We start from the raw sequence: 17,770 nt of genomic DNA, 5'->3' as shown, positions 1-17,770 counted from the left end.
TTGCGTCAGGTCAATAAAATTGGCAGGATATCCGCTGTTTTGTTATCTTTCGTATTCTTTTTTTTAACTGAATGACAACCAGAGGTGAACATACCGGAACAAACCACTCGGCCGTAATTCGTAAGGTGAACTTGCGTTTTTACGAAGAGCTGAACGACCATCTGCCAAAAGCCTGGCGAAAAAGGAAGTTTGTGTATGAATTTAAAGGCCGCCCGGCCATCAGAAATGTTATTCAGGCGCTGGACATTCCGCACGGAGAAGTGGATTTAATTTTGGTAAACGGCAGATCGGTAGGGTTTGATTATCATCTGGCAGGAGGCGAAGAAATTTCTGTTTATCCCCGGTTCGAATCGTTTGATATCTCTCCGGTTGTGCGACTCAGGGCGGAGCCGCTGCGCGAATCGCGGTTTGTGGTGGATGTAAATTTGGGAAAACTTGCCCGTAAACTGCGTTTGCTGGGGTTTGATACTTTGTTTCGAAACGATTTTGAAGATGACGAAATTATCGCCATTTCGTTAAAAGAAACCCGGATTATTCTTACGCGCGACCGTGGAATTTTAAAGCAAAATGTTGTTACTCACGGTTACTGGATTCGGAATGATGATCCCAAAAAACAATTGCGAGAAGTGATTGAACGGCTGCAGCTACAGTACTCGTTTCGGCCGTTTTCGCGTTGCTCTAACTGCAACGGTGAGTTGGAAGCGGCTGAAAAGGAAAACCTCGGAAATGTTTTGTCGGAAGATACAATGCATTACTATCAGAAGTTTTGGAAATGTGTCGGATGCGGAAAAATATACTGGGAGGGTTCTCATTTGGAGCATATTGCCAGGTGGGTTGCCAAGTTGGAAAAAGGATAGGTTTATGAATTGGTTTTAAATGAAAAATATGGCACGTTGGTTTATTGTTGGAGGGATTATTTTAATTGTAATCGGGGTGTTGCTTTACATAGCCCCCTGGCTTCTTTCCTGGTTTGGAAAATTGCCCGGGGATATCCGCATTGAAAAGGAAAACAGCAAAGTATTCTTCCCGATTACTTCAATGATAATCATAAGTATAATCCTGACAATCGTAGTTAACGTTGCCAGGTATCTGAAAAAATAAACCTGTAATTTGAATTAGATGAGAGATTACCGGACTATCTCAACTTTTACAGCGACCGGACCTTTCTGACCTTTTTCGACCTCGAAACTCACCAGGTTACCCTCGCGGATATCTTCCAGTGTGTTATTTACATGCACAAATATGCTTTCGCGGGTTTCCTGATCTGTAATAAAACCGAACCCTTTTGACGGGTTAAAATAAGTAACGGTTCCTTTGCGTACAGGATCCATTTCAACAAGCGGTCCGCGGGGAACACTTATCTGGATATCTTCTACATTGATTTCTTCTTTTTGATCGGGATCCGGGGGTGTGTCGGTAATGTTGCCATTTGCGTCAACATAGGCAATCATATCGTCAAGACTGCTGCCCTTATTTTCTTTGCGGGCAAGCCGTTTTTTTTCTTTTTCTTTCCGTTTTTTTTCTTTCTTATTACGTACTTCTTTTTTGTTAAATGACTCTTGAGATCTTCCCATTTACTTTTTTCCTGTTAAATAATTTGATTGTTAAGCAAACAAAATTTGCGATTTCTACAAATGTAACTTTTTTTTCGGGAAGTAGAAGTTTTTGAGATGCTTTTAAGAAACAACATTTTAGAGAACCAACCTGGTTCCCCTGCCGTTAGCCATATTTTCGGGGTTGGTAATAAGTACCTCCTTAACGCCAATGCGTTTTGCCCTGAACCCGTTGTCAAGCTTGGGAATCATGCCTGCATTAATAACTCCGTTTTGCTGGTATTCCCGGTACAATGCAGTGTCCAGTTCATGAATAATGCTGTTGTCATCGTTTTGATCCCGGAGTACTCCTTTTTTTTCGAAACAGTAAAAAAGATAAACATTAAAATAATCTGCCAGCTCGGCCGCCAGTTCGGCTGCAATGGTGTCGGCATTGGTGTTTAAAAGCTGTCCTCTTTCGTCGTGCGTGAGCGGAGCCACAACCGGAACTACATTTTCTTCAATCAGCATTCGCAATTCACGACTGTTAACGTCAACAATATCGCCAACAAAACCGTAGTCGATTTCTTTTACCGGCCTTTTTTTTGCACTAATAAGGTTCAGGTCTGCCCCTGAAAGCCCAATGGCGTTGCATCCTCTGGCCTGTAATCCGGCTACAATTTTTTTATTTACAAGACCGCCGTAAACCATAGTTACAACATCGAGCATCGATTCTCCTGTAATTCTGCGCCCATCCACCATCTCTGTTTCAATGCCCAGTTTCCCGGCTATGTCAGTGGCTGTTCTGCCGCCGCCGTGCACCAGTATTTTGTTTCCTGAGATGCGTACAAATTGATCGAGAAGAGCGTTTAGCGAGTCCTGGTTTTCAACTACCTTGCCGCCGACTTTGATGAGCGTTAATCTATTCATGATCTGCTTTAACGTTTAAATTTTCAAAAAGTTTTCTAAAATTAGTGCGCCTATTTCTCCGCTTTTTTCCGGATGGAATTGCGTGGCGTAAAAATTGTCTTTTTGCAGTGCCGCGCTAAAAGGAGTAATGTAATTGCAGGTTGCCGCCGTGTGGTCACCCAATCCTGCATAAAACGAATGAACAAAGTAGACATACTGTTTCTCCATTTCATTTGAAAACAGTTCGCCTTTAAGTTCAGAAATTGCATTCCATCCCATGTGCGGAACTTTCGTAATAAACTCTTCTCCATCCCGGGGAACAAAGCGTTTTACTTTTTCGTCGAAAATACCAAGGCATTCTGTGTCGCCTTCTTCCGAGTGTGAGCACATGAGCTGCAGCCCAAGACAAATGCCCAGTACCGGCTGTTTAAGCGAAATAATTAACTCGTCGAGTTTGTGTTTTCGCAGGTAGTTCATGGTAGTGCTTGCTTCGCCCACCCCCGGGAAAATTACTTTATCTGCATTTCTGATTTTGTCAGGCTCGGCAGTAATTTCGGCATTTACCCCCAACCGGTTCAGTGCATTGTTTACCGATTCGATGTTTCCTGCGTTATACTTTATAATGACGATGTTCATTTTTCGTTACTCGTTTTTTTTCTGATGTGTGTAATTTTTGTTGCTGTCGTTGCCTGGTTTTTTCGGAGCCTGACTCTAGTCTTGAAGCAACAAATCAATTACCTTTTTCATTTCGTTAAACTCTTCCATTTTAAAAAGGCGCGTCATGTAAACAATTTCACCTGAGCGGTTGATGATTACATTTCGTGTCACTCCGGCTCCTTTGGCGGCAAAAGTGTAAAAGATTTCACCTTTTGGATCCAATGCCAGCGGGTAGGTGATTTTTGTATCGGCAGCAAACTTTTTTACGGTTGCCAGCGGCTCGTCCATATCGATTCCGATGAGGACGAAATTATTGTTGTTTTTGTGCTTTTGCCAGATTTCTTTTTCGATATGAGGCATTTCGCGCCGGCATACTCCACACCAGCTCGCTGTGAACTGAAGCATCACAACTTTTCCTTTAAGGCTTTCTGTAGTGACAGTTGTGCCGTCGGCTAACGTCATTTTAACATTCGGCATTTTCTGTCCGATTTTTACGATGTACCCGTAGTCGGTCGGAATTTCCTTTGTTTGCGAAAACGCGGCGGAAATAATTCCGGCAAAAAAAAGCATCGAAAGAATAAGTTTTTGCTTCATGTTTTGCTTGTTAGTTGAAAACTACCGTTCTGTTGTGGTAAACAAGAATTTTTCGTTGCAAATGTTTAAAAACTGCCTGGGAAAGTACTATTTTTTCCAGATCACGTCCTTTTCGTGTGAGCTTTTCTACGGTGTCTACGTGGCTGCAACGGGTAACATTTTGCTCAATAATAGGCCCTGCATCCAGCTGTGAGGTAACATAGTGGCTGGTTGCACCAATTATTTTTACGCCCCTTTCGTGCGCTGCATGATACGGTTTTGCTCCGGCAAAAGCAGGCAAAAATGAGTGGTGAATATTTATGATTTTGTTGGGGTACAATTCCACAAATTCCTTCGAAAGGATTTGCATGTACCTGGCCAGCACTACAAAATCGACTTTCAGCTTTTTCATCAGTTCAATCTCTTTTTTCTCCTGTTCGTCTTTATTTGCTTTGGTAATCGGGAAATAGAAGAAGTCGATTCCGAAACGCTCTGCCACCGGTTTTAAATATTCGTGGTTACTGATGATGCATGGTATTTCCACGTTCCACTCGCCGGCAGTGTAACGAGCCAGAATATCGAACAAACAGTGTGACATTTTCGAAACGAAAAGTGCCATTCGCGGAATTTCGTCTGAAAAGTAGAGGCGCCAGTACATGGAGAGCGGCGCGCCGATGAGTGTATTAAAGTATTCGCCGATTTTTTCGCGGGGAATGGAAAAGTTGTCTAATTCCCATTCAACACGCATGTAGAAAATTTTTTCCTGCCGATCCACATGCTGGTCAAGATACAGGATGTTGCCCTTGTTTTTATTCAGAAATTCGGTTACAGTGGCCAGAATTCCCTGTTTGTCGGGGCAGTGGATCAGCAGAATTGCTGTATTCCTTTTTTCGTGAAGAGGTCTTATTGTTTCCATGTTATAATGTTCCTTTCGTAGATGGTAGTTCAAAATTAAATAAATCTCTTTTAACAGCCATTTTAATGGCTTTTGCCAGCGCTTTAAAAATGGCTTCGATTTTATGGTGCTCGTTGGTTCCCATTGCTTTTATGTTGAGGTTGCAATGTGCAGCATCCGAAAAAGATTTAAAAAAGTGCATGAACATTTCTGTGGGCATGTCGCCAACTTTTTCGCGGTTAAACTCGGCATCCCAAACCAGCCACGGGCGACCGCCAAAGTCAATGGCAACCTGCGCTATACAGTCATCCATTGGCAGGCAGAAACCGTATCGTTCCATCCCTCTTTTGTTTCCCACAGCCAACAGAAAAGCTTCTCCCAGGGCCAGCCCGGTATCTTCTATGGTGTGGTGCTCGTCCACTTCCAGGTCTCCTTTTACCAAAATTTCCAGATCGACACCACCATGCCTGCCAATTTGGTTGAGCATATGGTCGAAAAAATTTAACCCTGTAGAAACATTGCAGACTCCGGAACCATCGAGATTGAGTTTCACGAGGACATCAGTTTCTTTAGTTGTGCGTTTTACCGTTGCGGTTCTTTCAGGTGCGGCAACGCAGGCGTAAATATCGTCCCAGTCGTTTGAAACCAGCGCACAATATTCTGCCAGTCCGCTTTCTTCCAGCTTTTCCGACAAGCTGCCATCATTCAGTAAAATGCCTTTTGCTCCGAGGTTTTTTGCCAGCTCAACATCTGTAAGCCGGTCGCCAATTACAAAACTGTTGGCCAAATCGTAATCCCCGGTCAGGTATTTTCCCAAAAGCCCGGTTCCGGGTTTCCGTGTGGAGAGGTTGTCGGCAGGAAAGCTTTTGTCGATGAGGATATCATCGAAAACAACGCCTTCGTTTTCAAAAGCGCTGAGCATTTTATTATGCGCAGGCCAAAAAGTATCTTCAGGGAATGAGGCAGTGCCCAATCCATCCTGGTTTGAAATAATAACCAGTTCGTAATCGAGTTTTTCCCTGATATTAAATAAGTTTCGGAAAACGCCGGGAATAAAATCCAGCTTTTCCAGCGAGTCGATTTGCTCGTCTTCCGGCTCTGCTATTAATGTCCCGTCACGGTCGATAAACAATACGCGTTTCATCTCTTTTAATTTTTTTGTTTTGAATGTCTTTTGAATAGATATTCAATAATTTACATGATTCTTAATCGTTGTCATTTCTGATGTTACAATGAAAAAACATGCTTGTTTTATATTAATTCTTTTAATGCATTTATTAATTGTTCGTTTTCGTCTGGCGAGCCAATAGTAATTCTGAGGCTTCCTTCGCAAAGGTGAACTTTGGAACGATCCCTTACGATAATTCCTTTTTCCTGCAAGAATTCGTAAATGCCCCGTGCATCGTGCATTTTTACGAGAACGAAGTTGGCGTCGGAAGAGAAAATTCGTATAACAAACGGAAATTCGCTCAGCAACTGCCTCATTTTTTCGCGCTCCGCAATCAGCAGGTTCACCCATTCCTCAACCTGCTCCCGTTTTTCAACAAGTTCCAGCGCTTTTTGTTGGGTCAGAATATTCAGGTTGTAAGGGTACTTTATTTTATTCAGTATTGAAATTATCTCGGGCGATGCAAAGGCCATCCCAAGTCGGATGCCCGCCATTCCCCATGCTTTTGAAAAAGTTTGAAGAATAACAAGATTTGGAAATTCATGAAGCGAAGGCAAAAACGATTTGCCGGGAGCGAAATCGATGTACGCTTCATCGAGCACCACAATTCCCCGAAAGTTTTTCACTACTTCTAAAACTGCTTCTTTGTCAAGGCAATTGCCGGTTGGGTTATTGGGCGAACAGAGAAAAATCAGTTTAGTGTTTTCGTCACCCTCTTTCAGTAATTCTGCGGCGTCAAGTTCAAACTCATTGGTGAGCGACACTTCTTTTATTGCCACGTTGTTGATGGCCGCAGCAACCTGGTACATGCCGTAAGTAGGAGAGATGCTAACGGCGTTGTCTTTGCCCGGTTCGCAAAACGCCCGAATTAGTAAATCGATGGGCTCGTCGCTCCCGTTACCCAGAAAGATTTGTTCCGGGGCTACACTTTTCAACGGGGCAATTTTCTCCTTCAGCTTTTTCTGAAGTGGATCCGGATATCGGTTGTACGGCTGGTTAAACGGGTTTTCGTTGGCATCCAGAAAAACCATGGCTTCGCCGGAATATTCGTCCCTTGCTGAAGAGTAAGGAAGTAAGTTTTTTATGTTTTTTCGAAGAAGGTTGTTTAAGTCCATTGTTTATAAGTCTTTTAATCTTATTGTTACTGCATTTTTATGCGCATCCAACTGTTCTGCATGTGCCATTGTTTCGATGGCCGGACCAATAGATTTTAGCCCTTCACCTGTTATCTCCTGAAAAGTGATTTTTTTGATGAAACTATCGAGGTTTACTCCACTGTAGGTACGTGCCCACCCGTTTGTGGGTAGCGTGTGGTTGGTTCCCGAGGCATAGTCGCCGGCACTTTCAGGAGTGAAATTTCCCAGAAAAACTGAACCTGCATTCACTACTTCATCTGCCAGTTTATTGTAATTTTTTGTAGCTAAAATAAGGTGTTCTGGCGCGTACTGATTAATAAAGTCTGCAGTTTCCTCTTCGTTCTCCAATACTACAAAAACACTGTTATTAAGCGATTTCTTTGCAAATTCCTGTCGGGGAAGCCTTTTTAGCTGAGCATCTATTTCTGCTTTAATTTCCCCGATTAACTCCTCACTGTTTGCCACAAGTACTACCTGGCTGTCTACGCCGTGCTCGGCCTGAGATAACAGGTCGGACGCCACAAATGCCGGGTCAGCCGATTCATCCGCAACCACCATTACTTCTGATGGCCCCGCCGGCATATCAATCGCCACATCGCTCATGCTCACCAATTGCTTGGCAGCTGTAACATACTGGTTTCCGGGTCCGAAAATTTTATTCACTTTGGGAACAGACTCCGTTCCGTAAGCCATAGCGCCAATTGCCTGCACCCCGCCCAGTTTGAAAACTTTTTTTACCCCGGCATGTTTTGCCGCAAAAAGAATGGCAGGGTTTATTTTTCCGTTTTTTCCCGGAGGCGAACACAAAACTATTTCTTTGCATCCGGCAATGCGGGCAGGAATGGCAAGCATTAGCACTGTTGAAAACAAAGGTGCGGTTCCTCCCGGAATATACAACCCTACTTTTTCGACGGCTACTGCCTTTAGCCAGCAGGTAACACCGGGTGTGGTTTCTACTTTACGTATTTCTGTTTTTTGGGCTGCATGAAATTTCTCGATATTTGCCGAAGCCAGTTCAATGGCCTTTTTTAAGTCAGGAGCGACCTCTTTTTCGGCAGCGGCCCACTCTTCATCAGAAACGATAAAATTGTCGAGGCGAACACCGTCGAATTTTTCGGTGTATTTTTTTAGGGAACTGTCGCCGTTTTGCCTGATATCGTTTAGTACCTCCCGCACTGTATCGCGCAACCCCGAAACATCCATCAACGGACGTTGAAGAATTTGCTGCCAGCTATTTTTATCGGGATCGATAAAAGTTTTCATTCGTTTTAATTGTTTATTTAATGTTTACTCATGGAACGCGCACGCTCGTTGTACTTTTCTGTACTGTCGATTTTCCTTGCTCGTTTCGTTTGCAAATAGTTTTTTAATCGATGTACTTCGTAGTTATCTGATCAGATTAGAAAATCATTTTTTCAATCGGGATAACCAGTATTCCTTCTGCGCCGGCTTTTTTCAGTTTCCCGATAACTTCCCAGAAATCGTCTTCGGCAATTACCGAATGCATGGAACTCCAGCCTTCCTCTGCCAGGGGCACCACGGTTGGACTTTTCATTCCGGGAAGAAGACTTGCTACTTCCTGAATTTTTTCGTTGGGCGTATTCAGTAATATGTATTTTTTGCCTTCTGATCGTTGTACTGATTCCATCCTGAAAATCAGTTCGTCGAGAATTTCCTGTTTTTCGGCCGACAAGCCGGGTTTTGCTATCAGAACCGCTTCGGAGTAAATAACAACTTCCACCTCTTTGAGGCGGTTACTTACCAGCGTGGAGCCGGAGCTGACAATGTCGAAAATTGCATCGGCCAGGCCAATCCCTGGAGCAATTTCAACCGAGCCGCTAATTACGTGAATTTCGGCACTGATGTTATTTTTATCCAGATAGTTTTGAAGGATTTTGGGATAGGAAGTGGCGATTTTTTTACCGTTGAAAAACTGTGGGCCGGGGTAGTCCATTGATTTTGGAATGGCAAGCGATAACCTGCATTTGCTGAAGCCCAGCCGTTTTGCAATAACGACGTCTTTTCCTTTTTCCAGCATCTCGTTTTCACCAACAATTCCCACGTCGGCAACACCGTCTGCCACGGTTTGGGGAATGTCATCATCGCGAAGGAACAGCGCTTCCATCGGAAAGTTCCCGGCCTCTGAAACCAATTTCCGTCTTCCGATGGTTAAATCAATGCCCGATTCCTGAATCAGCTTCATCGAGTCTTCATTTAACCTTCCCTTGGTCTGAATAGCAATTTTTAAATTTTTCATATTCGTTTTTATATTAATTTCTGTATCCGAATGATTCGTTAAAACTTATTAGAACTTTCGTTTTGTATTTAATTTCGTCGGTAAAAAACCGGTTAGCCGTCAGAACTACAGATGTTGGTGTTGCAGCCCCAACAAAAAAAGGCCTGCCGTCCTGGCAAGCCTTTGGTTCAATATCTTTTAAAACTACGACAAAACAACCCCCTGACCTACCAATTACTAGGTTTAAAATGATGGCCGTGATGTCCTAATCTGTAATTCATTTATTTTTTATTTTCGACGTACAATTATAACTATTAATTGCAACCCCTGCAATAAGTAACGATTTTTAAGTAAAATGTTAAAATAAATTTCATATTTTCTTTTTGAAATTTGCAATCGATTGCATATTATTGTGTTGAATTATAAATTAAACATTTACAATGAAAAGACTAATTGCTGTAATCTTGTCGGTTTGGGTTCTTATTGGAACAACAGCCGCACAACAAACCGAAACCGAAAAGTATTTTGATGGCTGTTACATTAAAAAGACCATGCAGAATGCGCTCGACTGGCAGTTGCACCATCCCAGCCACAAATTGTGGGACTGGACGAACGGCGCGTTTTATGCCGGTGTTTTTGCTGCTTACGAAACATTGGAGAGTGAAAACATATACAAAGCTATTTACGCTATGGGCGAATCAACTAAATGGAAACCGGGCCCGCGATTGCATCATGCTGACGACCATGCAATTTGTCAGACTTACATAGACATGTACCGGGTTGCGGGAGAGAAAAAAATGATTCAGCCATTTATTGAAACCATGGATGAGTTTATGGTTACTCCCTACCAAACTGCGGAAATTCGGAAAATAACCTGGTGGTGGTGCGATGCCCTGTTTATGGCGCCTCCTGCCCTGGTTAAGTTGGGGGTAACACTGGATGATAACAAGTATTTGGAGCTAAATGATAAGTTGTTTAAAGAATGCTACGATTTGCTTTATGACAAAGAAGAAGATTTGTACGCCCGCGATATTCGTTACAAATGGGACGAACCCGGCATTGAAACAACAAAAGAAGCTAACGGGAAAAAGATTTTTTGGTCGAGAGGAAACGGTTGGGTAATGGGCGGATTGGTTCGCGTATTGAAAGAACTTCCGGAGAACTGGCCTACCCGCGATTTCTATTTGCAGAATTTTAAAGAGATGGCCGCAAAAGTTGTGGAGCTTCAACAGGCTGACGGCCTTTGGCGTGCCAGTTTGCTCGACCCCGATTCGTATCCTGGGGGAGAGGGCAGCGGTTCTGGCTTTTTTACATATGCACTTGCGTGGGGTGTGAATAACGGTATTCTTGATAAAGATGAATATTTACCCGCAGTTGAAAAAGCGTGGGTGGGATTAAGTTCCCTGATTCAGCCCGATGGCCGGGTTGGATGGGTACAACCGATTGGTGCAGATCCCCGCAAAAACTTTTCTGCTGAAAGTTGGGAAGTGTACGGTACCGGAGCATTTTTGTTAGCCGGAAGCGAAATAATTAAGCTGGAAAGGTAAAAGCCTTTAACGAAAACAGGGAAGAACTTATAACACTCTTCCCTGTTTTTGTTTTTAGCCCTCGCTATTTCTACATAGCCTGTCAAGCAGCGCAAACATTTTTTTGTTGTTGGCTTCAATGTGTTCGTTTTGAGAAACGATTTCCTGTTGCGTTTGCACAAACGGCCCCTTCGGAAGCGGTTCTTCTTCGCCCGTAAACATTTCAGCAATTCCCTGTTGTGTCATTTCAAAATGAAACTGTAACCCAACAATTTTATTTCCAATTAAGAATCCCTGGTTTTGGCAGGCTTTTGAACGAAAAAGAGGAATGACGCCAGGCGGCAAATCAAAAGTATCACCGTGCCAATGAAAAACCTTCAGCTTTCGGCCGAACCCTTTTAGCAAATCGGTCTGGTAGCTTTCTTCTGTACGGGTAACATCGAACCAGCCAATTTCAACTTGTGGATTTTTATACACTTTTGCTCCCAAAACATCAGCGATCAGTTGTGATCCAAGGCAAATTCCGATTACCGTTTTGTTGGCTTCAATGGCATTTTTGATAAATGCTTTTTCTGCTTTTAACCACGGATGTTTTTGCTCTTCGAAAATGTTCATGGGGCCGCCCATTACAATAAGCCAGTCAATTTCGTCCAGTCTTGGAAAACGCTGGCTTTTGTACAACAGGGTAGAGGACAACCGGTGTCCTCTTTCTTTTGCCCAGTTGCCAATGCACCCAACGCCTTCGCAAGGAGCATGCTCGAATGCATGAATCGACAGGTTATTTTTCATGTGGCATATTTAAAATTCTATTTTTGAAAAATTGAAAGCCGGAAACAGAAAAGATGTTGAATGCTGCCAGATTTTTTTTACTGTTTTTCTACTTTTTTTGCTTCAAAAGGTAGCTTCCCGTCGGGGCTGTTGGCAGTGCCTTTCATCATGTTGCCTTCGATGGTTGCTTTTACCAGAACATAGTTGTATTCCACGTTTATTCCAAATTTCAAAACTCCTTCTTCCAGTAAAATGTCTTTCAATTCAACCTTTGTTCCATCACTGAACTTAATTTCTCCGGCCAGCGCACCGTCTTTTTCCTTAATAATAATTGCCCCGCTGTTGTAGCCATAAGGAGCGTTGGGGCTTTCAAATTTCCATTCTCCCAAAACGTCATCGTGAGAAGATGCATTGTTTGCGTAAGAAATGGTTGTGGCCATAAATGCCAACATCATAAAAAGCAGCAGTTTTTTCATTTTATATAAATTTAAGTTTAATCAAAACAAATTTCAAACACGAAATTGAATTTTCCAAACGTTTCTGCAATAAATTCATCCTTCCTTCTTTACAAGCAAAAATTTATTGTTCTCCAGCGCTGAAAATCCCTGGTCGTAACAAAAATAGTAGACCCGTCCATTTCGGGTTTTGTAAATATGAGTGAAATAGTTGAAGTTGAATCCCTGCTTTGCCAGAACCCCTTTAAAAGTGGTTGTTTTTTCGTCGGGATTGAGTTCTATTAAAATCGAATGGTTTTTTTTCAGAATGCGGTTGATTTTTCGCATGTAGTTAGTTGTGTCGCCCATTTTTTTATTGTTGAAAGCATTTCTGCAAGCATCGCTGCAAAATTTCTGGTCGGCTCTCCCTCTCAGCTGTTCTCCGCACTCCATGCATTTTCGCTCTTCCATTTGTTTTCGCTGTTTGGATTTAATGTGTTAATATACAAAAAAATATCCGTTTGTAAACGGTTAAAATCGTTTATAAGCGGTTATAAATATTTATAAACCGGCTTCCGGTTACGGCAGAATTACCTTTGAACTGCAATTTCGTTTTAACTAATAATTTAAAAATTTGAATCATGAATGTATTAAGAAACAGTGTCCGGCTTATCGGTAACCTGGGCGATGTCCCGAAGGTAAGAAAGCTCGACAGCGGGAAAAAGGTTGCTAATTTTTCTATAGCAACAAGCGAAGTTTATTACGACCAGAGCGGGAAGAAAGTATCTGAAACCACCTGGCATCGTTTGGTGGCGTGGGGAAAGCAGGCCGACATTGCCGAAAATTATTTGCGAAAAGGCTCTGAGGTAGCCGTCGAAGGTAAACTTACAAATCGCTCTTACGATAACAAAAACGGAGACAAAAGTTACATAACCGAAGTGGTTGTTGGCTCTATGCTGTTGCTCGGTAAAAGAACTGACAAAGAATAAAAAACAACCGGAGTGTTCCGGGTAATACAGAAAAGAGGCTCGGATTTCCAGCCTCTTTTTTAATTGTTTGTTGCTATTTCTTACACAGGCATTGGCAGCGTGTTTTATACAAACAACCAAAAAAAGACAACGAGGTGCGTTTTTTTCGTTTCGTTGTTAAATCCTTGCAGGTTATTGTTTAAAAGCAGGAGGTTGTTGAAATAAATAACTGCATGCCAAAACGTTACTTACATTTGAGTAGAAGAAAACAATAAACAATTAATGCTATGAAAACAAGAATGTATTTTTTAGGAATTTTTTTGTTGGCTCTGGTCATGGGGGTGTCTGCAAGAGTTAAATTAAATGAGGCTATTACGGGTAATTCTCTTACCGATTTTGGCAAATACACTATCACAAAATCAGAAACACCCATGGTTGTGAATGAGCTGGCCGTGACAACTTATGAACTGAAGTATGAAAATACCGCTAACCCTGTTCGAATTGGTGTGGTAAAAGAGAAAAAATGCACAACCTTTCTGGTAAAATCAGAACAGTTTGAAGTGCAGTATTCGTGCAATAAAGGAAGTTTTGGTGTACAAAAGATGGACAAAAAATATCGCGAGCTGCCAGCTGTTGCCTGTGACTCGAAATTTAATAAAACAAGTTTTTACGCGCAACGGGTTATTTGTCAGAGCCTGAAAACTGAAGAAGAACTGTTGGGGCTTATTGCATGTTACTTTCCTAACCTGGTGGAAGAACAATACCACGCTCAGTTTTAGATGCGAAACAGTAACTTTTTGAAAACGACATTATAGTTAAACAGCGCAATTTTTTTCATGGAAATGAAAAATAAGCCTCTGCCAGAGGGTAGGGGCTTTGTTTTTTCAATGAACAGCAGGATTTTGACAGTCAACAACAGCCTGTGCCTTTTGAACTGCGCGCTTTTATCTGTTCAATGTTTGAAATACAGGTAATTGTGATTTTTTGGTTCCAGTTTGTTCGCGTATCTTACCGGGTATTAACAGGAGAAAAATTGGTGAAAATCTCACAAAAAAACCGGCGCATTCTAACCCACGTTGCTTTTTGGGCTTTTTATATACTGTTTTTTGGCTCGGTGTACGGAAAATATGGGCACGATTTTCAATGGTATTTTCTGGAATCGCTTTGTATGTTGCCTTTTGTAATGGCAGCAACTTACATAACAGTTTATGGCATTTTACCTTTTTACCTGCGCACGCGAAAATTGGCAATAACAGTTTTACTTATGGTAACAGTTTTATTGCTTGTGACCCTCGGCGAACGCATTTTTCTGAGGCTGATAAATGGACTTCCAGTCACTTCTGACTCTCTTTTGGGTGTTACATTTCTTTATCTTTTTTTGGAAACTAATTTTATGGTAGCCATTGCTTTTGCCATAAAAATTGTGAAAAAATGGTTTGAGCAACAGACCGAAAAGCATGAAATGGAAAAGCAAAACCTGAAAAAAGAACTGCAAGTGCTGAAGGCCCAGTTACAGCCTCACTTTTTGTTTAATACCATGAATAACCTCTACTCATTGTCGCTTGCCGAGTCGGCAAAAACTTCTGAAGGAATTGCGCAGATGGCCGCTTTGTTGCAGTCTGTTCTGTACGAATGCAACGACTCTGAAATCTCGCTGGAGAAAGAGGTGAAACTAATTGAAAACTATATCGAGTTGGAACGTTTAAGATACGGCTCTAATCTGGCGCTGACGTTCGAAACATCGGGACTGACTGAGAAGAGGAAGATTGCTCCCATGCTGTTGTTTACTTTTGTCGAAAACTGTTTTAAACACGGTGGCATTCAAAAAGACGGGAAGTTACATATTCATATTTCAGTTGCGGTTTCTCAGGAAAGACTATTGTTTCAGGCTGAAAACAGTTTGCCGCCCGAGAAAAGAGTAACCGGACAGAAGACCGGAGGGGTTGGAATGGCCAATGCAAAAAAGCGGCTTGAAATTTTGTACAAGGGACGTTACAAACTGACAATAAAAGAGAACGAAGTTACATGGAAAGTTTCACTGAAACTGGACAAAAAATGAACAGGTTTATATTCGATACCAGGGCAAAGTATAGAATAATCCGTCATGTTGTATTATTTCTGTTTGTGGTTTTTGCTTTTACCATGGTTTTGTTTTTGCGGGGCAACGGCAAAAACCTGGGTAAAGCGTTGGAAGTTACATCGGTAAATTCAGTTTTTTTTCTCGGATATGCCTACATCACGCTGTTTCTGCTCATTCCCGAATTTCTTCTGAAAGGAAAAGTTGTGTGGTTTATTTTGCTTTTCCTGCTGATTGGTACAGCGTTGTCGGCCTTGAAATTTGTGGTGTCAGACGAGGTTTTTTATGCGTCTGTTGCTCCGGAAAACTTTCTTCCGGGAAGCATGAAAAGTTTACGTTTTATGCTGATCAACACAAAAGACATGACATTTATTGTTGCGTTGTTTTGTGTGGCCAAATTCACTAAAGACTTTATTTATACCGAAAAGCAGCGAAAAAAACTGGAGGTTCAGAACAGCGAAGCGAGGCAACGATTGTTGCAGTCGCAACTGAATCCGCATTTTTTGTTCAATACCATTAACAACCTGTACGCATTGTCGTTGTTGCAGCCACAACGCACGTCGGAGATTGTGGAGCGGGTGCAGTGGATTTTGCGGTATATTGTGGAGCAGAGTCGTCACGATTTTGTGTCTCTCGCAGATGAGGTGGCACTGATTGAAAACTATATTTCGCTGGAAAAACTTCGTTACGGCAAACGCCTTAAAGCATCCATTATAAAAAAAGGGAATATTGCCGGGTGGAAAATTCCTCCCATGGTTTTGTTTTTTCTGGCCGAAAATTGCATAAAACACGGGAGCAGTGCCGATTTGGGCGTTTCGTGGCTATCCGTGCTTATTGAGTCGTTTCCCAATGTGTTAAATATTCAGGTGGCCAACAGTAAGCCTGCTGACACTGGAAAATCCGGTGCAGAAAACGGCAGTGGAAACGGGCTGCAAAACCTTAAAAACAGGCTTGATATTCTCTATCCGGAGAACGGGTATTCGTTTCAAATTGAAGAAAATAAAGAAAAATTTATCATCCGGCTTCAATTAAAAAAGAGCATTAATGAGATGGGAGCAAAAACATATCGATAAACAACGGATCATTCTCCACGTTGGATTTTGGCTCGCCTGGGTAGTTTCCTTTACAACCCTGCAAAGCCTGGGCGGTGGCAGCGGTTCGTTTTACCTGTGGTTCAGGTATTATATTGTAACGTTGCCGGTTTTTGTAACTCATACCTACTTAATTGCATACTGGCTGGTGCCGCGCACTTTTTACAAAAATCATTACGGATTGCTGGCTTTAGGAATTATTGTTTTGTTGCTGGTATTTTCTTTAATTGAGTTGGTGGTGGCCAACGAGTTTGTTTTTAAAGCTTTTGGAAAAGGGTGCGGCTTTTGCCCGGGTGGCCTCACACTGGAAAATATTGTGATAAGCGGAATTGGAAATCACTACATTATACTTGTGTTTTTTGCAATAAAAGTGGGTCAGGCATGGTACAAGGCGCAATCCAAAACAAAAGAAGAGCAGCGGTGGAATGAAGAAGCCAAACTCGAAATTTATCATTACCAGTTGCAACCCCGGTTAATGTATCATTTAATGGGAATTCTGCGGGAAACCATCGCGCGGAACCCTTCACAGGCGCCGGATTTAATCATTCAGATATCTAATTTTTTCAGCCTGTTTTTGAAAGACAACAGCACCGACTGGCGGCCCCTTTCGTATGAAACCGATTTGGTGGAGCGGTTTCTGAAAATTCATACACTCGGGTTAGGGAATCAAATACAGGTTGTTTTGAAATTTGAGGGGAACCTGAAACCTTTTGTTATTCCCCCGTTTTTGTTCCTGCCGGTGTTAGGTTTTATGGTTAAAACCGGAATGGCTTGTAACGAATCGTTCCAGTGCATCGTCTTTGTTAAAGGAGAAAGCAGAAAGCTGGATTTTATGGTGGAATTGCGCAGCGAAAAAGAACTTGAACTGACCGAAAATATCGATTCGGAAATGCTGAGTTTGAGGCTGCAACACAGTTTCCCCGATAAATTCAAACTGGAGGAGACAACAGGGCACAATTACCTGAGGATGCAAATGGAGATTTTCCCCTGAAAAATGTAACATAAAAAAGAAAACAGATACTTACTTCTTGAAAACAACGAAAACAAATCACTTATTGCCATGAAAACAAACTGTCTCATTGTTGACGATGAGCCTCTCGCTCGGGAACTAATGCGAAATCACATTCAAAAACTGGATAATTTTAATATTGCCGGCGAATGTGGAGACGCAATGAAAGCGCTTGAAGTGCTTCGAAATCAAAAGGTCGACCTAATGTTTATGGATATTCAGATGCCTCAGATTACCGGAATTGAATTTCTGAAAACCCTGAAACAGCCTCCGCACGTGATTATTACCACTGCCTACCGCGAGTATGCGCTGGAAGGTTTTGAACTGGATGTGGTAGATTATTTGCTGAAACCCATCACTTTTGAACGGTTTTTGAAAGCGGTGAACAAATTTTACCAGGTTTCTGCCGATAATCATATGTCTGCAGAAAATTACGCACAGCCAAACGGAGCCGATGATGCTTTTATTTACGTGAAAGAAAACAAAAAAGTCCTCAAATTGCACCTGGCTGATATTTTATACATTGAAGGGTTAAGCGAGTACGTGAAAATTCATACTGCCGACAAGCGAATTGTGACTAAAGCCAGCATGACAAACATGGAGGAAAAGCTGCCGGACAGCGATTTTATGCGCATTCACAAATCCTACATTGTGTCGCTACGGAAGATTGAAGCTTTTACCTCCACCAGTATCGAAATTGAAGGAAAGGAACTGCCCATTGGCAGGAGTTTTAAAAACCGGGTTGCTGCTGTGTTACATGCGGGCAATTCTGTTGTGGCAAGTTGAACACG

The 17,770-nt window shown here is 42.1% G+C and carries 21 protein-coding genes; 9 read left to right on the top strand and 12 right to left on the bottom strand.

Going from position 1 to position 17,770, the window contains the following annotated elements; genetic code table 11:
* Positions 1-71 precede the first annotated feature (71 nt).
* Both BUB08_RS06445 and BUB08_RS06440 read left to right on the top strand, forming a co-directional pair.
* Positions 72-857: a Mut7-C RNAse domain-containing protein gene (locus tag BUB08_RS06445; RefSeq protein ID WP_073000052.1), complete on the top strand. Its 786-nt coding sequence runs from the start codon at positions 72-74 to the stop codon at positions 855-857.
* Positions 858-876: 19 nt separating this feature from the next.
* Entirely contained in the window at positions 877-1,101 is a 225-nt protein-coding gene (locus tag BUB08_RS06440) for a DUF2905 domain-containing protein (RefSeq protein ID WP_217651569.1), read from the top strand.
* A gap of 26 nt (positions 1,102-1,127) precedes the next feature.
* On the opposite strand, the gene BUB08_RS06435 is transcribed toward BUB08_RS06440, so the two are convergent.
* The 9 genes from BUB08_RS06435 to hisG form a co-directional block, all read right to left on the bottom strand.
* Positions 1,128-1,574: a cold-shock protein gene (locus BUB08_RS06435; protein WP_073000050.1), complete on the bottom strand. Its 447-nt coding sequence runs from the start codon at positions 1,572-1,574 to the stop codon at positions 1,128-1,130.
* A 117-nt stretch (positions 1,575-1,691) separates the two neighbouring features.
* A complete protein-coding gene (argB, locus tag BUB08_RS06430) occupies positions 1,692-2,462 on the bottom strand; it encodes an acetylglutamate kinase (RefSeq protein ID WP_073000049.1) in 771 nt (256 codons plus the stop codon).
* A gap of 15 nt (positions 2,463-2,477) precedes the next feature.
* The gene (gene hisH, locus BUB08_RS06425) at positions 2,478-3,077 is read right to left on the bottom strand and encodes an imidazole glycerol phosphate synthase subunit HisH (RefSeq protein ID WP_073000047.1); all 600 of its coding nucleotides are present in this window, start codon (positions 3,075-3,077) and stop codon (positions 2,478-2,480) included.
* A 75-nt stretch (positions 3,078-3,152) separates the two neighbouring features.
* Positions 3,153-3,692 carry a TlpA family protein disulfide reductase gene (locus BUB08_RS06420; RefSeq protein WP_073000045.1) on the bottom strand — a complete coding sequence of 180 codons (540 nt, stop codon included), beginning with the start codon at positions 3,690-3,692 and terminating at the stop codon, positions 3,153-3,155.
* Positions 3,693-3,702: 10 nt separating this feature from the next.
* A complete protein-coding gene (gene purU, locus BUB08_RS06415) occupies positions 3,703-4,587 on the bottom strand; it encodes a formyltetrahydrofolate deformylase (protein WP_073000043.1) in 885 nt (294 codons plus the stop codon).
* 1 nt (position 4,588) lies between these two features.
* The gene (gene hisB / locus BUB08_RS06410; RefSeq protein ID WP_073000041.1) at positions 4,589-5,710 is read right to left on the bottom strand and encodes a bifunctional histidinol-phosphatase/imidazoleglycerol-phosphate dehydratase HisB; all 1,122 of its coding nucleotides are present in this window, start codon (positions 5,708-5,710) and stop codon (positions 4,589-4,591) included.
* Between the two features lie 107 nt (positions 5,711-5,817).
* A complete protein-coding gene (hisC, locus tag BUB08_RS06405; protein ID WP_073000039.1) occupies positions 5,818-6,849 on the bottom strand; it encodes a histidinol-phosphate transaminase in 1,032 nt (343 codons plus the stop codon).
* Positions 6,850-6,852: 3 nt separating this feature from the next.
* Positions 6,853-8,133, bottom strand: coding sequence for a histidinol dehydrogenase (hisD, locus tag BUB08_RS06400; protein WP_073000037.1), 1,281 nt, complete (start codon positions 8,131-8,133; stop codon positions 6,853-6,855).
* A 136-nt stretch (positions 8,134-8,269) separates the two neighbouring features.
* On the bottom strand, positions 8,270-9,127 hold the full coding sequence (gene hisG, locus BUB08_RS06395) for an ATP phosphoribosyltransferase (RefSeq protein WP_073000035.1): 858 nt from the start codon (positions 9,125-9,127) through the stop codon (positions 8,270-8,272).
* A gap of 419 nt (positions 9,128-9,546) precedes the next feature.
* On the opposite strand from hisG, the gene BUB08_RS06390 reads away from it, so the two are divergent.
* Entirely contained in the window at positions 9,547-10,653 is a 1,107-nt protein-coding gene (locus BUB08_RS06390) for a glycoside hydrolase family 88/105 protein (RefSeq protein ID WP_073000034.1), read from the top strand.
* A 54-nt stretch (positions 10,654-10,707) separates the two neighbouring features.
* On the opposite strand, the gene BUB08_RS06385 is transcribed toward BUB08_RS06390, so the two are convergent.
* The 3 genes from BUB08_RS06385 to BUB08_RS06375 all read right to left on the bottom strand — a co-directional run bounded on the left by BUB08_RS06385 (position 10,708) and on the right by BUB08_RS06375 (position 12,305).
* On the bottom strand, positions 10,708-11,421 hold the full coding sequence (locus BUB08_RS06385) for a type 1 glutamine amidotransferase (protein WP_083570620.1): 714 nt from the start codon (positions 11,419-11,421) through the stop codon (positions 10,708-10,710).
* A 77-nt stretch (positions 11,422-11,498) separates the two neighbouring features.
* On the bottom strand, positions 11,499-11,876 hold the full coding sequence (locus BUB08_RS06380; protein ID WP_073000032.1) for a hypothetical protein: 378 nt from the start codon (positions 11,874-11,876) through the stop codon (positions 11,499-11,501).
* 75 nt (positions 11,877-11,951) lie between these two features.
* A complete protein-coding gene (locus BUB08_RS06375; protein ID WP_073000030.1) occupies positions 11,952-12,305 on the bottom strand; it encodes a hypothetical protein in 354 nt (117 codons plus the stop codon).
* A 170-nt stretch (positions 12,306-12,475) separates the two neighbouring features.
* On the opposite strand from BUB08_RS06375, the gene BUB08_RS06370 reads away from it, so the two are divergent.
* The 6 genes from BUB08_RS06370 to BUB08_RS06345 all read left to right on the top strand — a co-directional run bounded on the left by BUB08_RS06370 (position 12,476) and on the right by BUB08_RS06345 (position 17,765).
* Positions 12,476-12,823: a single-stranded DNA-binding protein gene (locus BUB08_RS06370; RefSeq protein WP_073000029.1), complete on the top strand. Its 348-nt coding sequence runs from the start codon at positions 12,476-12,478 to the stop codon at positions 12,821-12,823.
* A 266-nt stretch (positions 12,824-13,089) separates the two neighbouring features.
* The gene (locus BUB08_RS06365) at positions 13,090-13,581 is read left to right on the top strand and encodes a hypothetical protein (protein WP_073000027.1); all 492 of its coding nucleotides are present in this window, start codon (positions 13,090-13,092) and stop codon (positions 13,579-13,581) included.
* A 197-nt stretch (positions 13,582-13,778) separates the two neighbouring features.
* On the top strand, positions 13,779-14,861 hold the full coding sequence (locus tag BUB08_RS06360; protein ID WP_175549965.1) for a sensor histidine kinase: 1,083 nt from the start codon (positions 13,779-13,781) through the stop codon (positions 14,859-14,861).
* Positions 14,858-15,952 (top strand): sensor histidine kinase, encoded by a 1,095-nt coding sequence (locus BUB08_RS06355; protein WP_175549964.1) that lies wholly within the window; start codon positions 14,858-14,860, stop codon positions 15,950-15,952. Before BUB08_RS06360 ends, BUB08_RS06355 begins: the two co-directional genes overlap by 4 nt.
* Positions 15,924-16,961, top strand: coding sequence for a histidine kinase (locus BUB08_RS06350; RefSeq protein ID WP_073000022.1), 1,038 nt, complete (start codon positions 15,924-15,926; stop codon positions 16,959-16,961). The genes BUB08_RS06355 and BUB08_RS06350 overlap by 29 nt, the downstream gene beginning before the upstream one ends.
* A 69-nt stretch (positions 16,962-17,030) precedes the next feature.
* Entirely contained in the window at positions 17,031-17,765 is a 735-nt protein-coding gene (locus BUB08_RS06345) for a LytR/AlgR family response regulator transcription factor (protein WP_073000020.1), read from the top strand.
* Positions 17,766-17,770 lie beyond the last annotated feature (5 nt).

It is taken from the genome of Mariniphaga anaerophila (assembly GCF_900129025.1).
GTDB classification, from domain to species: Bacteria; Bacteroidota; Bacteroidia; order Bacteroidales; family Prolixibacteraceae; genus Mariniphaga; species Mariniphaga anaerophila.
This window is presented reverse-complemented; position numbering and strand designations above follow the sequence as displayed.

Coding starts and splice junctions, on each gene's coding strand:
- hisD (WP_073000037.1), bottom strand. CDS start 8,133: ATGAAAACTTTTATCGATCCCGATAAAAATAGCTGGCAGCAAATTCTT.
- BUB08_RS06440 (WP_217651569.1), top strand. CDS start 877: ATGAAAAATATGGCACGTTGGTTTATTGTTGGAGGGATTATTTTAATT.
- BUB08_RS06355 (WP_175549964.1), top strand. CDS start 14,858: ATGAACAGGTTTATATTCGATACCAGGGCAAAGTATAGAATAATCCGT.
- purU (WP_073000043.1), bottom strand. CDS start 4,587: ATGGAAACAATAAGACCTCTTCACGAAAAAAGGAATACAGCAATTCTG.
- BUB08_RS06435 (WP_073000050.1), bottom strand. CDS start 1,574: ATGGGAAGATCTCAAGAGTCATTTAACAAAAAAGAAGTACGTAATAAG.
- hisG (WP_073000035.1), bottom strand. CDS start 9,127: ATGAAAAATTTAAAAATTGCTATTCAGACCAAGGGAAGGTTAAATGAA.
- BUB08_RS06445 (WP_073000052.1), top strand. CDS start 72: ATGACAACCAGAGGTGAACATACCGGAACAAACCACTCGGCCGTAATT.
- hisB (WP_073000041.1), bottom strand. CDS start 5,710: ATGAAACGCGTATTGTTTATCGACCGTGACGGGACATTAATAGCAGAG.
- hisC (WP_073000039.1), bottom strand. CDS start 6,849: ATGGACTTAAACAACCTTCTTCGAAAAAACATAAAAAACTTACTTCCT.
- argB (WP_073000049.1), bottom strand. CDS start 2,462: ATGAATAGATTAACGCTCATCAAAGTCGGCGGCAAGGTAGTTGAAAAC.
- BUB08_RS06390 (WP_073000034.1), top strand. CDS start 9,547: ATGAAAAGACTAATTGCTGTAATCTTGTCGGTTTGGGTTCTTATTGGA.
- BUB08_RS06365 (WP_073000027.1), top strand. CDS start 13,090: ATGAAAACAAGAATGTATTTTTTAGGAATTTTTTTGTTGGCTCTGGTC.
- BUB08_RS06380 (WP_073000032.1), bottom strand. CDS start 11,876: ATGAAAAAACTGCTGCTTTTTATGATGTTGGCATTTATGGCCACAACC.
- BUB08_RS06345 (WP_073000020.1), top strand. CDS start 17,031: ATGAAAACAAACTGTCTCATTGTTGACGATGAGCCTCTCGCTCGGGAA.
- hisH (WP_073000047.1), bottom strand. CDS start 3,077: ATGAACATCGTCATTATAAAGTATAACGCAGGAAACATCGAATCGGTA.
- BUB08_RS06420 (WP_073000045.1), bottom strand. CDS start 3,692: ATGAAGCAAAAACTTATTCTTTCGATGCTTTTTTTTGCCGGAATTATT.
- BUB08_RS06350 (WP_073000022.1), top strand. CDS start 15,924: ATGAGATGGGAGCAAAAACATATCGATAAACAACGGATCATTCTCCAC.
- BUB08_RS06370 (WP_073000029.1), top strand. CDS start 12,476: ATGAATGTATTAAGAAACAGTGTCCGGCTTATCGGTAACCTGGGCGAT.
- BUB08_RS06375 (WP_073000030.1), bottom strand. CDS start 12,305: ATGGAAGAGCGAAAATGCATGGAGTGCGGAGAACAGCTGAGAGGGAGA.
- BUB08_RS06385 (WP_083570620.1), bottom strand. CDS start 11,421: ATGAAAAATAACCTGTCGATTCATGCATTCGAGCATGCTCCTTGCGAA.